General features: G+C 56.4%; 9 protein-coding genes, 2 tRNA genes and 1 pseudogene. 6 read left to right on the plus strand and 6 right to left on the minus strand.

Features of this window, described 5'->3' with window-relative positions; genetic code table 11:
- Positions 1-7 precede the first annotated feature (7 nt).
- The 3 genes from pta to ACESMB_RS01445 are packed head-to-tail and all read right to left on the minus strand — an operon-like array spanning position 8 to position 5,825.
- Positions 8-2,161, minus strand: a complete 2,154-nt coding sequence (pta, locus tag ACESMB_RS01435; protein WP_372925636.1) for a phosphate acetyltransferase — start codon at positions 2,159-2,161, stop codon at positions 8-10.
- A gap of 26 nt (positions 2,162-2,187) precedes the next feature.
- Positions 2,188-3,384, minus strand: a complete 1,197-nt coding sequence (locus tag ACESMB_RS01440; protein ID WP_372925637.1) for an acetate/propionate family kinase — start codon at positions 3,382-3,384, stop codon at positions 2,188-2,190.
- 26 nt (positions 3,385-3,410) lie between these two features.
- On the minus strand, positions 3,411-5,825 hold the full coding sequence (locus tag ACESMB_RS01445; protein WP_372970775.1) for an EAL domain-containing protein: 2,415 nt from the start codon (positions 5,823-5,825) through the stop codon (positions 3,411-3,413).
- 243 nt (positions 5,826-6,068) lie between these two features.
- Between ACESMB_RS01445 and ccoM the strand changes: the two genes are divergently transcribed.
- A complete protein-coding gene (ccoM, locus tag ACESMB_RS01450; RefSeq protein ID WP_372925639.1) occupies positions 6,069-6,230 on the plus strand; it encodes a cytochrome c oxidase subunit CcoM in 162 nt (53 codons plus the stop codon).
- Between the two features lie 15 nt (positions 6,231-6,245).
- On the opposite strand, the gene ACESMB_RS01455 is transcribed toward ccoM, so the two are convergent.
- The 3 genes from ACESMB_RS01455 to ACESMB_RS01465 all read right to left on the minus strand — a co-directional run bounded on the left by ACESMB_RS01455 (position 6,246) and on the right by ACESMB_RS01465 (position 7,771).
- Positions 6,246-6,321: transfer RNA gene (locus ACESMB_RS01455), tRNA-Glu, on the minus strand.
- Between the two features lie 97 nt (positions 6,322-6,418).
- Positions 6,419-7,324, minus strand: a complete 906-nt coding sequence (locus tag ACESMB_RS01460) for a TIGR01777 family oxidoreductase (RefSeq protein WP_372925640.1) — start codon at positions 7,322-7,324, stop codon at positions 6,419-6,421.
- Positions 7,325-7,387: 63 nt separating this feature from the next.
- Positions 7,388-7,771, minus strand: a complete 384-nt coding sequence (locus tag ACESMB_RS01465) for a sirohydrochlorin chelatase (protein ID WP_372925641.1) — start codon at positions 7,769-7,771, stop codon at positions 7,388-7,390.
- 97 nt (positions 7,772-7,868) lie between these two features.
- Between ACESMB_RS01465 and ACESMB_RS01470 the strand changes: the two genes are divergently transcribed.
- The 5 genes and pseudogenes from ACESMB_RS01470 to ACESMB_RS01490 all read left to right on the plus strand — a co-directional run bounded on the left by ACESMB_RS01470 (position 7,869) and on the right by ACESMB_RS01490 (position 12,171).
- On the plus strand, positions 7,869-8,471 hold the full coding sequence (locus tag ACESMB_RS01470; protein ID WP_372925642.1) for a DUF924 family protein: 603 nt from the start codon (positions 7,869-7,871) through the stop codon (positions 8,469-8,471).
- Positions 8,472-8,546: 75 nt separating this feature from the next.
- Positions 8,547-8,622 (plus strand) — tRNA-Gly (locus ACESMB_RS01475).
- 138 nt (positions 8,623-8,760) lie between these two features.
- On the plus strand, positions 8,761-9,570 hold the full coding sequence (locus tag ACESMB_RS01480; protein WP_372925643.1) for an MOSC domain-containing protein: 810 nt from the start codon (positions 8,761-8,763) through the stop codon (positions 9,568-9,570).
- Position 9,571: 1 nt separating this feature from the next.
- The gene (locus tag ACESMB_RS01485; protein WP_372970776.1) at positions 9,572-11,503 is read left to right on the plus strand and encodes an ATP-binding cassette domain-containing protein; all 1,932 of its coding nucleotides are present in this window, start codon (positions 9,572-9,574) and stop codon (positions 11,501-11,503) included.
- Positions 11,500-12,171, plus strand: a pseudogene (locus tag ACESMB_RS01490) (DUF6901 family protein). The gene ACESMB_RS01485 and the pseudogene ACESMB_RS01490 overlap by 4 nt, the downstream one beginning before the upstream one ends.
- Positions 12,172-12,174: the final 3 nt, after the last annotated feature.

Genomic DNA, 12,174 nt, shown 5'->3' on the forward strand with positions numbered 1-12,174 from the left:
TGAACGGTCAGATCAGCCCTGCATCCTCCACCTGTTTGGCCTGTACCGCGGTAATGGCGATGGTAAAGACGATGTCTTCCACCAACGCTCCCCGGGAAAGGTCGTTCACCGGTTTTCTCAGGCCCTGCAGCATTGGGCCGATACTCACCACGTTTGCGCTGCGCTGCACTGCTTTGTAGGTGGTGTTGCCGGTATTGAGGTCCGGGAAGATGAACACTGTGGCCTTGCCGGCCACCTTGCTATTGGGCGCCTTGCTTTTGGCAACGCTCTCGATGGCAGCCGCATCGTATTGCAGGGGGCCATCAATCAACAGGTCAGGACGCCTTTCCCGGGCGATTCTGGTGGCTTCCCGTACCTTTTCCACATCCTTGCCACTCCCGGACTCACCGGTGCTGTAGCTGATCATGGCAACCACTGGCTCGATACCGAAAGCTTCTGCTGAGCCAGCGCTCTGGATTGCTATATCGGCCAGTTCTTCTGCGTTGGGGTCCGGATTGATGGCGCAATCACCATAGACAACAACCTGCTGGGGCAGCAGCATGAAGAACACCGACGACACCACCCTGGCGTGCTCGTGGGTCTTGATCAGTTGCATGGCCGGGCGCACCGTATTGGCCGTGGTGTGCACGGCACCGGATACCAGGCCGTCAGCCTTGCCTTCCGAGACCATCATGGTTCCGAGCACCACATTGTCTTCCAGCATCGCTTCCGCCATGTCAGGGGCCAGGCCCTTGTGCTGTCGGAGCTTTACCATGGGCTCGATATAGTCCTTTCGAACCTCGGCCGGATCAACGACTTCCATTTCCTCAGGTAATTCGAGCCCCTGGTGCCGTGCTACATTGGCAATGTCGTTACGATCACCCAGCATGATGCAGTGAGCCAGTTTGCGCTGGTGACAGATGATTGCGGCCTGGACCGTGCGCGGCTCATTGCCTTCGGGAAGCACGATACGTTTGGCTGCCGCCCTGGCGCGCTCAGACAGCAGGTAACGGAAAGCAGGAGGTGATAAGCGGCTCTGCCGGTCTACTTTCAGGTGCTCCCGGAGCCATTCTGCGTCGATGCGGGTTGCCACGGCCTCCATTGCTTTTTCAATTCTGTCCGGGTCATCCACCGGAATGGCGGACGAAAGGCTGGCCAGTCGATGAGCTGTCTCATAAGTATTGCTTTCAGCTCGCATGACCGGAAGGCCCGTTTCCAGTGCCCGGCGGCATAGGTCGATCACTCTGTCGTCCGGCATCAGGCCCCCGGTGAGCATCATGCCGGCCAGTGGAACACCATTGAGTGCAGCAACCGCTGTGGTCACCATAATATCTTCACGGTCTCCCGGGGTAACTATCAGTGTTCCCGGCTTCAGCGTGTTTACCATATTGCGTATGGTGCGGGCACTGACGGTTACCTTCTGCACACGGCGAGTGTGCATTTCTCCCTGGTGGAGTACTTCAGAATCCATTTCGCGGACAATATCCGATACCCGTGGCGCCAGCAGTTCCGGTTGCCAGGGAATAACCGCAAGCAGCCGGTAGCGTCCCTCGCTGAATACCTTGCAAGCCTGGCCGTAATCAATCGGTTCTTCGATGGCCCGGGAATTTACCCGGGGCGTGAATTCCGATTTCTCCGGCTCGCCGACCTTGTTGAGCACTACGCCGATAACCTCAGGATCGGCGGGGCTCGAGAACAACCGGGCGTAGAACTCCAGTTCGTCGTCCAGGGTTTTCGGGTCGGTCTCCCCGGGAGTGCTGACCAGAACCACTTCAGAGCCCAGGTTGCGGGCGACTTCCACGTTCAGTCTTGCGATGTAGGCTTCACTTCGGTCAGGCACCAGGCCTTCAATAATGACCACATCAACGGTCTGAGCCACCTTCTGGTATTCGCCGACGATGGTTTCCAGCAACTGGTCGGCTTTGCCGGTGTTGAGCAGTTTCTGCGCCTCTTTGAGGCTCATGGGCTGGGGAGGTTCCAGATGACTGCGGGCGCGGACAAAGGCTACAGATGTATCTTCGCCACGGTTATGATGCGCCTCGCCCTCATGGACGGACTGGCTGAAGGGTTTGTAAAAACCCACGCTAACACCCACTCGCTCAAGGGCGCGAAGTAATCCCAGGCACACAGACGTCAGCCCCGAATTTATCGAGGTTGGCGCAATATAGAGGTTCTTTGCCATGGCAGGCTCCCTGATTTGGATCTTGGTTAGCCAGCCATACCGGGCCGGGCGGAGGCCAGCGCTTCCCTGGCAATCACGAGTTCTTCATTGGTAGGTATGACCAGAACGCGGAAGCGGCTTTCGGCCCCTTCTATCCGGCCATCGCTGATACTGCCGTGGTGATGATTCAACTCATCGTCGATAGTGAATCCGAACAGGCTCAGATGTGCCAGTGTTTTCTTTCGCACCAGGCTGCTGTTTTCGCCAATGCCACCGGTAAAAACCAGCGCATCAAGATGATTCAGTGACGCCATCATTGCCCCGACATAGCGGGCGAGACGGAAGCAAAAAACCTCAATGGCGGTCTGTGACGGTTCGTGGCCGTGGTCTGCCAGCTCGCAAAGGGTGCGCATGTCGTTGGTCTGTCCTGACAGACCCAGCAGCCCGCTCTCGTTGTTCAGCAGCCGATGGACTTCGTGCGGCGCCACGCCCTGGTTGGCCAGGAAGTCGAACAGCCCGGGGTCTACATCCCCGCTGCGTGTTCCCATAACCAGACCTTCCAGCGGCGTCAGCCCCATACTGGTGTCTGCACTGTTGCCATCGCGGATGGCCGTTATGCTGCATCCATTACCCAGGTGCGCCGAAATGATAGAGGTTGTGGCCGGCGTTTTGCCCAGTATCCGGGCGGCTTCGTTTGCCATGAACTGGTGGCTGGTGCCATGAAAGCCGTATCGCCGAACGCCCCAGTCGTTGTATAAATGAGAGGGAAGCGCATACAGATAGGCTTTCTCGGGTAAGGTCTGGTGAAACGCCGTATCGAAAACCGCTACCTGGGGAATATCAGGGAACAGGGCTCTGGTCGCTTCAATGCCCGCAAGGTTCACCGGATTATGGAGTGGCGCCAGGCTTGCGCAGTCTTTTATCGCTGCCAGCACGTCATCGTTAATGAGGGCGGCTTCACGAAACGTTTCCCCGCCATGAACGACCCGGTGGCCGACAGCGGCAGGTGCGTCATCGAGCAATCCATCGTCCCGGAAGACAGTAACAAGGGCACTCAGTGCCTGCTGGTGATCTGCCAGGGCGTCCAGTTCAATCTGTGCCGGATGGCCTTTGACTGTGGCAAAGGCGTCTTCCTTGCCAAGTCGCTCGGCGAGCCCGCTGGACAGTTTTTTCAGTTGTGCGTCAAACAGGGCAACTTTGAGCGACGAACTGCCACAGTTGACGACGAGTATCGTTCCTTCCATATCAATCCGTTTTAATTGGTGGCTTTTCAGCGGACGCGATGATTGGTCCTGAGCCATTCCCGGAACTCTACTTCCGGCAGCGGGCGGCTGTAGAAGTAGCCCTGGGAGTAGTCGCATCCCTCCCGCTGCAGGAAATGGGTCTGTGCCTCTTCTTCCACCCCTTCTGCAATCACCCGCAGGCCGAGGCTGTGCGCCATATTGATAATGGCTTTGACCAGGGCTGCGTCGTCCTGCTCTTTCATCACGTCCTGAACAAAAGATTTGTCAATTTTCAGGGTATCAAAGGGATAGCTTTTCAGGTAGCTGAGAGCGGAGTAGCCTGTGCCAAAGTCATCCACGGAGAGGCGGATGCCGGACTGATCCAGTTGACGGAGAATGTCGGCTGTCTCGATGGTGTTATCCAGTATCAGACGTTCTGTGATTTCCAGCTCCAGCTGATGGGGTTCAAGGCCACTGGTTTCCAGTGCATTCATGACCGTGTAGATGAACCCGGGGTCCCGGAACTGGCGTGGAGAAACATTCACCGATATGCCAACACTGGTGCCCGTGGTTGCCTTCCACCGCATGGCCGCATGGCAGGCTTCCTTCAGCACCCATTCGCCGATTGGTGTAATAAGACCGGTTTCCTCTGCCAAGGGGATAAAACGGTCAGGCATGATCATGCCCAGGCCGGGATTGTTCCAGCGCAGCAGTGCCTCCGCGGAGCATAGCTCGCCGGAATCGGTTCGAACGATGGGTTGGTAGTAGAGCTCGAATTCCTTCTGCTCCAGTGCGCGACGCATCAGCGATTCCATCTGCAGCCGTTCGTGGGAGACTTCGGTCATCTCCGGAGCGAAGTGCGCATAGGCGCTCTTGCCCTTGTGCTTGGCCTGATACATGGCGGCATCAGCATGTTGCAGCAGGGTGCCACTGTTGTCGGAGTCAATCGGGAAGATGGCAATGCCGATACTGGTGGTAACAAACACTTCCTGGCCATTGAGCAGGTAGGGAGGGGCGAACGTCTTGAGGATGCGCTCTGCTACCTGGGAGGTGGCTTCGGGCCCGGTCAGGCCTGGCAGTATTACCAGGAATTCGTCGCCGCCGAGTCTGGCAACGGTGCTGGTGCCTCGAAGGCAGCTGGAGATGCGGCGGGCTGCCTCAATCAGAAGATTGTCGCCGGCATCATGACCGAGGGTGTCATTGATATGTTTGAAGTTATCCAGATCGAGAAACATGACGCCGACAAGCGAACTTTCCCGTCGCGCCTGTGCCAACGCCAGTTTAAGCCGGTCAAGCGCCAGCATCCGGTTTGGAAGGCCCGTGAGGATGTCATAGTTTGCCTGCCGCAGGAGCTGCTGTTCGTAGCGTTTTCGGATACTGATGTCTTCGCCGAGGATGAGGTAGCCGGTTGCCTCTCCGTTGGAGTTCTTGATGGGAGTAACAATCAGCTGCTCCCAGAATCGTTCGCCGTTTCTGCGAACGCTGTTGATCTCGCCCTGCCAGACCCCCACGCGCTGGACCTGGAGACGGATCGACTGCCAAAGTTGCCGGTTCTCTCGGTGGGCAGTGGCATCCTCCGAAAACACGCCAGGGTGTTTGCCGATAATGGATTTCCCGTCGTAGCCGGTGAGCTGTGTGAATTTCTGGTTGGCAAACTCGATACGCCACTGGCGGTCGCAAATGAGTACAGATGAGGGGCTTTGCTCGATTGCCTTGGAGAATTTACGAATTTCCTCGGCGTCGCGCTCCTGGCGAGCCACATCGCTATTGAGCCTTTCCCGCATCTGGTTGATGGCCTCCGTCACCTGGGCCAGCTCGTCGTTGCGGTTAAGTGTGGTATCCGGCCGGTCCAGCTGAAGTGGCTGGGAAAGGTTGTTGAGGGAGAAGTTGCTGGCATAGTTGGCCATGGTGCTCAGATGACGGGCCACGAAATACTGGAATATCCAGATAATCAGAATCGATACGAAAAAGGTTTTGAAGAACTGGGTAGTCAGAACCACCACCACCTTTTGACGCATATCCGAATACACCCGTTTCAGGTCGGCCGTTACCGTCAGTTCGCCAAGGGTGAACATGTCATCGCCCTGGTGCGTCAGTTCAAATGTGTGTTCGGTGGTTGTGGTGTCACGGGGGATATTACCCATGACCAGTTCCGAGTCCGGCTCGATCCGAAGGCGCAGGTGAACGATGTCCGGGAGGCTGAGAATACCTTCAAGCTGGGTCTGAAGCAGTTTCTGGTCAAGTGCCCAGAGACTGCGGGCAAGGCTGGACGTATAACCGGTTTCAATGACTTCCATGCGCCGGTCAATCTGGTAAAGATCCTTGCGATAGTCAGAATATATCTGGCTCGCTGATGAAATCAGTGTGAACAGTGAGCTGAACAGCAGGATATACGCGAGCAGCCGGAACGAGAGCGGGGACCCGGTTCGGAATCGTTGCAGACGAGTCAGCAGTTTTTGCATGTCCTATACTTCGGCCGCCCCATGGAGGATTGGTTACTAAAGGTCAGGCTACGTCTTCAGGACTATAGCAGCAGTTTCTCTCAAATGCGCTGCAAACACAGGAAAAACCGAAAGAAATGTGTCGCGGTTCAGGGTTTTGAAAGGATGTGTCGTTGCCATCGCTATTGACCCAGATCAATATGCAGTTGTCAGTGTAGGCGTAATCTGGACTTAGTTGATCAGGAATGTCCGGAGGATATGGCTATGTATACCGATGCAGTTGTTATCGCAGGAATCGTTACCGTTGTGTTGATGGTAGGCTTTTTTGTTGGGGTAGGTGTTTTTGTACTGAAGGACTCAAAGCACCAGCTCGGAGACCATGGCAGGCACTCCGATTCCCCGGCTCATGACGGCCATAAGCAGTAGAATCAGGTGAGAAGTTGGCGTCCCCTAGGGGGTTCGAACCCCTGTTGCCGCCGTGAAAGGGCGGAGTCCTAGGCCACTAGACGAAGGGGACGCATCGCTTCAAAACCTTGCCTCGTCGAGGTGGCGCGTATATTAAGTAAGGAGTTGCGGGCTGTCAAACAGTTTTTCGAAAAACCCCGTTTCGCGACTCAGTACCTCGTTGCATCCGCCAGTGCGGGGCTCAGATCGGGAAACCGGAAGCGGAATCCCTCGGCTTCCAGCCGCTCCGGTATCGCCATTTGCCCGGTTAGCAACAGCGTTGACATTTCTCCCAGTGCAATTTTAAGAATTGGAGCCGGAGCCGGAAAAATCGCAGGCCTGCCCAGAACGCCGGCGAGAGATTTGGTGAACTGCCGGTTGGTTACCGGATTGGGGCTTACTACATTGTAGGCGCCAGTAGCGGTTTCGGTTTCCAGCATCCATATCAGGGCTGCCACCACGTCGTCCCGATGCACCCAGGGCATGTATTGTTCTCCGCTTCCCAGGCGCCCACCCAGTCCCAACTTGAATGGCATTAACATGCGTTGGAGAAAACCGCCGTCGGGCCCGGCAACAACGCCCGTGCGTGACAGGCATACCCGCACCCCGGTGGGTTCCAGCCTCAGGGCTGCCTGTTCCCAGTCGCTGCACAACCGGTGGGTGAATTCATCGTGGGGTGGCGTATCTTCAGTAACTCGGTTGCTGCCCTGATTTCCGTAAAAGCCGACGGCCGAACCGGATACCAGTACGGCCGGACAGTTTTTCCAGCTCCTAATGACATCCACAAGGTGGTTCGTGAGGGCAATGCGGCTGTCCCTCAGCTCCTGCTTGCGTGCTTCGGACCAGCGTTTATCCGCTATGCCTTCCCCGGCAAGATTGATAACCGCATCGAAACCCTCGTGCCCCCTGAGATTATCCAGGTCCATCACGGCCTCCACCCGGCCACACACTGACTGAACATTATGGGATGGCTGACGGCTCAGCACCGTGAGAGCATACCCGTCTGCAATCAATTTCTGGCACAGTGGTTGCCCTATAAAACCGGTGCCCCCAGTAATCAGAATCCGCTTTTCCATGACCATTCTCTCCTTTCGGGCCGCCGCTTTCTATCTCTCTGGCGGCAGCACCAACGTTGTTTATCAGGCCGTCTGCTTCTGTTGCTCAAGTTGCTGGTTCACCACATCACGGATTGCGTAGCCCAGTTGTGGGTTTTCGCCAATCGGTGGCGCCAGGGTAATGGAGACACCGTAGGTAGACTGGAGATCTTCAATCATTCCGGGAACGTCTTTTCTAAGGTGCCGGCCTGCTGCCAGGAATAAAGGAACGATGATGAAGGTTCCGATGCCTTCGTTCCGGCCTTCTGAAATAATAGTGTCCAGGGATGGCTCGGCCAGTTCCATGTAGGCAATGCGTGAGCCGGGCACGGAACCGAGTGTAGGCGTAGCGAGTTCTTCGAAGGTCTGGCACCAGCGCTGGTCACTGCTTCCGTGCGCAAGAAGAATGATTCTGGGATCGTCGCTCATAGTATCTCCTGATAGGACCAAAAGCCGGTTAGTTATCGTAGAGTGTAGCAGTGCCGGCACCAAAGCCGGCCTGTGGCAATGCAACAGGGTAGACCATATGTTCGATTGGAAAGAGATTCTGGATTTCTGGTTTGGTGAACTTGATGAGCACGGGTTGCCGGACAGTGAACATCGTAACCGCTGGTTTCGTTCCTCACGCGCTTTTGATCAGGAGATTCGCCGGCGTTTTTTGTCCATGGTGCTGTTTGCTTCTGAAGACGGATTGCGGCACTGGAGGAATATACCTGGCGGAGCTCTGGCTGAGATTATCCTGCTGGACCAGTTTACCCGTCAGATCCATCGGGGCGGCCCTATGGCGTTCGACAACGACAAACTGGCAATCAGGCTTTGCCGGAGTGCCATGCGAAATGGTCACGATATGGCATTGCCGCCGGTTCAGCGGGCCTTCCTGTATATGCCGCTGCAGCACTCGGAAAAAATGGAAGACCAGAATCTGTCTGTGGACTGTTACCAGCAGCTGGCTTCCGCTACCGGTGGAATCGCTGGCGATTTCATGGAAAGCTTCCTGCAGTCTGCCAGGGATCATCAGGTGATTATCCGGAGGTTCGGAAGATTTCCCCATCGGAACAGGGCACTCAAGCGTACCCCCACGCCCGATGAGGAGGCCTACCTTGAGTCAGGAAAACGTTTCGGGCAATAGAGTAGGCTGAAACGAAGGCTGAAAAAATAGTTGACGGGCAAGGACGAATCCGTAGAATACGCGTCCGTTGATCAAGCGGGAATAGCTCAGTTGGTAGAGCACAACCTTGCCAAGGTTGGGGTCGCGAGTTCGAATCTCGTTTCCCGCTCCAGATTCCGAAAGCCCGGCCTTTTCGAGACAGAAGGCCGGGCTTCTTCGTTTCAGGGCTTCTGTCCCGCAGTCCTACTCTTTTTTTCCCGGTATACTTGCCTGTCACGCAGTTCTTTCTACCCATTGGGCGGGAGTTACCATGCAGGTGCATTCATTGTATGTCTATCCAGTCAAATCTCTGGCGGGGATCGAGGTTTCCGAATTCCAGATGGATGATTTCGGTCCGGCTGGTGACCGGCGCTGGATGATTGTCGATACCGACCGGCAATTCGTGACCCAACGGAGCAATCCGGAACTTGCGCTAATTGGCACGCGCCTGGAGAAGGGCCAGATTGTTGTCGATATTCCGGGTGAAGGCGAATTTTCCCTGGTTGCTGGCCCCGAGGAGTGCCGGGTCAGAGTCTGGCAGGACTGGGCGAAGGCGGTATACGGCGGCGGTGCGGCTTCCGAGGCAATATCCCGATTCTGTGGTGATACATTCCGCTTTGTTTTCATGCCTGAAGAAACGTTTCGCCGCGTTGATGCCGGCAGGGTTAGCGAGTATCGTCGTATCAGTTTTGCTGACGGTTTCCCGTTTCTCATTACCAACCTTGCCTCCCTGGAAGAGCTGAATTCGCGCCTGAAGACGGCCGTCGAGATGCGAAATTTCCGGCCAAATATCGTGGTTGAAGGTGCCACTGCCTGGGAGGAAGACACATGGCGGACGCTGTCTATCAACAATATTGAGTTCAGCCTGGTCAAACCCTGTTCGCGATGCGTCGTGACCACGGTAGACCCTGACCGGGGCTTGAAGGCGCCGGATCTTCAGCCTCTCCGGGAGCTTGGAACCTATCGGCGAACCACGGATGGAGTGATCTTCGGGATGAATGCCATCCATGAATCGGCCGGTGAGATCCGGGTGGGAAATCCCGTCACTTTGACACCTACTGTAACCACGGAGAATCAATAACGTGCCATTGTTAACGCTGGATGCTATATCCCTTGCTTTTGGCATGCAGCCATTACTCGACCAGGCTTCCATGACCATGGAGGCCGGGGAGCGGGTGTGTCTTCTGGGGCGAAACGGGGAGGGGAAGTCCACCCTGTTGAAAATTGTCACCGGCGAGGTTGTGCCAGATGGCGGAATCGTGAGACTGGAAGATGGTGCCAGACTTGCCGTGCTGCCCCAGAACCTGCCTGTCAACGATACATGGACTGCCTACGAAGCCGTTGCCGGTGCCTTTCCCGAAACCGGTGAACTGCTTGCCGAGTTCCACAGACTGACACAGAATACGGATGAGTCAGGCCTGGATCGTATGATGAAGGTCCAGGAACGCCTGGAGGCACTTGACGGCTGGCGGCTTGACCAGAAAGTGGGTGCGATTCTTGCCCAGTACGGCATTGATCCTGACCAGACCCTGAATACCCTGTCAGGCGGTTGGCAGCGACGGGTACTGCTGGCCCGGGCGCTGGTTACCGAGCCGGATGTGTTGCTTCTGGATGAACCTACCAACCATCTGGATGTGCCTGCTATCGCGTGGCTGGAAGAGGCTCTGTCGCAATTCCGCGGCGCTATACTGTTTGTGAGTCATGACCGGGCGTTTATCCGCAGGATGGCAACGCGGATTGTGGAGCTGGACCGAGGCCACCTGGTGAGTTTTGCCGCTACCTATGACCGCTACCTGGATCTGAAGGAAAAAGCACTCGAGGAGGAAGAGCGCCAGAACGCGCTGTTCGACAAGCGCCTGAAGCAGGAAGAGGCCTGGATAAGGCAGGGCATCAAGGCACGGCGCACCCGCAATATGGGGCGGGTGAGAGCGCTCAAGGCGATGCGGGAAGAGCGTCGGCAGCGGCGCGAACGTGGCGGTACAGCCAGCTTCTCGGTGGAGGATGCTGCCCGTTCAGGAAAGCTGGTGGTAGAAGCCAGCGAGGCGGGATTTGCGTATCCGGATGGCACCCCGGTTATCCGGGACATGAATATGACTGTGCTCCGGGGCGACAAGATCGGCCTGGTCGGCGAGAACGGAACCGGGAAAACCACACTGGTTCGTCTGCTGCTTGGTGATCTCAAGCCCACGGAAGGCAAAATCCGCCTGGGAACCAACCTTCAGGTGGCCTACTTTGATCAGCTCCGGGGCGAGCTGGATCTTGAGCGTAATGCCCTGGATAACCTGTCAGAAGGGCGTGAATTCATTGAAATCAATGGCCAGAGTAAACACGTTCTCGGGTACCTGCAGGAATTTCTGTTCAGTCCGGAACGGGCCCGCTCGCCTGTGCGCGTATTTTCTGGTGGCGAACGGGCACGGTTGCTGTTGGCCAAGCTGTTCAGCAAACCCGCGAATATTCTTGTTCTGGATGAGCCAACCAACGATCTGGACGTGGAAACCCTGGAGCTACTGGAGTCCAGGCTGGTGGAATTCGCAGGCACTGTCGTGGTGATCAGTCACGACCGGGAATTTCTCGACAATGTGGCAACCGACACCGTATTTCTGGACGGCTCTGGTAAGGTTGCTGAATTCGTAGGTGGCTATACCGACTGGCGAAGACAGGGTGGGCGTTTTCCTTCAGAAGGCGGAAGCCGAAAGGCTTCTCGGCCACCAGGAACCGGCAGGCCAGCTCCATCCGCGGAGCCTGCACCTGTGTCGCCCGAAAACGAACCGACGAAGGCGAAGCCAGCCAGGCTCAGCTACAAGCTGAAGCTCGAACTGGAGCAGTTACCGGGGCAGATCGAGAACCTCGAGAGTGAGCTGGAAGAGCTCCGTCAGAGGATTTCGAATCCGGAATTCTACTCCGGCCCGGCAGATGAAGTATCCGCGACCCTTGCAGAACTGGGTGACAGGGAAGCCCGTCTGGAAAAGGTGATTGAGCGGTGGATGGAGCTGGAGGAACAGGCGAATCAATGAACGTTACGTATCAATTCAGGTTTGAAGACAGCCGCCCCGTGGAATTCAAGGTGACGGATCAGCCGGCAGAAGCGAAAAATAACCTGCCCGGGTGGACCCGGCTGGAACACTGCCAGTGCTCCAATTGTCCGCTGAAAGCGTCGGACTCTCCGCAATGCCCTGCGGCGGTGTAGATGTTGCCGGTAGTGAAGGAATTTCAGGCCGAAGACGCCTATCAGAAGGTAGAAGTTGTTGTTACCGACGATCGCAGGACTTATTCCAAATCAACGACACTTGAAGAGGCGCTTCGCTCATTGCTGGGCCTCAAGATGGCCACCAGTGGCTGCCCGGTCCTGTCGGAGCTAAAATCCATGGCGGTGCATCATCTGCCATTTGCCAGCAATGACGAGTTCATCATGCGCAGTGTTTCCCACTACCTGCTGCAGCAGTACCTGGCGAAGCGAAATCATCAGGAGCCGGACTGGGATCTGAAGGGACTGGTGGAGAGGAATCACCGCCTGCAACTGGTCAATCAGGCACTTTGGCAGCGCATTCATTCTGTCTGCGAGGGTGACAGCAACCTGAAGGCGCTATTGAATTTCTTTTCAATGGCCTCCAGCGTGAGTTTTTCCCTGGAAAGTCAGCTTCGAAAGCTGGAGGCGAAAATGCGGGGAGATGGCGCAGCCTGAGGC

Origin of the sequence: Marinobacter sp. (assembly GCF_041686475.1) — a bacterium.
GTDB lineage: Bacteria > Pseudomonadota > Gammaproteobacteria > Pseudomonadales > Oleiphilaceae > Marinobacter.

Coding starts and splice junctions, on each gene's coding strand:
- pta (WP_372925636.1), bottom strand. CDS start 2,161: ATGGCAAAGAACCTCTATATTGCGCCAACCTCGATAAATTCGGGGCTG.
- ACESMB_RS01440 (WP_372925637.1), bottom strand. CDS start 3,384: ATGGAAGGAACGATACTCGTCGTCAACTGTGGCAGTTCGTCGCTCAAA.
- ACESMB_RS01445 (WP_372970775.1), bottom strand. CDS start 5,825: ATGCAAAAACTGCTGACTCGTCTGCAACGATTCCGAACCGGGTCCCCG.
- ccoM (WP_372925639.1), top strand. CDS start 6,069: ATGTATACCGATGCAGTTGTTATCGCAGGAATCGTTACCGTTGTGTTG.
- ACESMB_RS01460 (WP_372925640.1), bottom strand. CDS start 7,324: ATGGAAAAGCGGATTCTGATTACTGGGGGCACCGGTTTTATAGGGCAA.
- ACESMB_RS01465 (WP_372925641.1), bottom strand. CDS start 7,771: ATGAGCGACGATCCCAGAATCATTCTTCTTGCGCACGGAAGCAGTGAC.
- ACESMB_RS01470 (WP_372925642.1), top strand. CDS start 7,869: ATGTTCGATTGGAAAGAGATTCTGGATTTCTGGTTTGGTGAACTTGAT.
- ACESMB_RS01480 (WP_372925643.1), top strand. CDS start 8,761: ATGCAGGTGCATTCATTGTATGTCTATCCAGTCAAATCTCTGGCGGGG.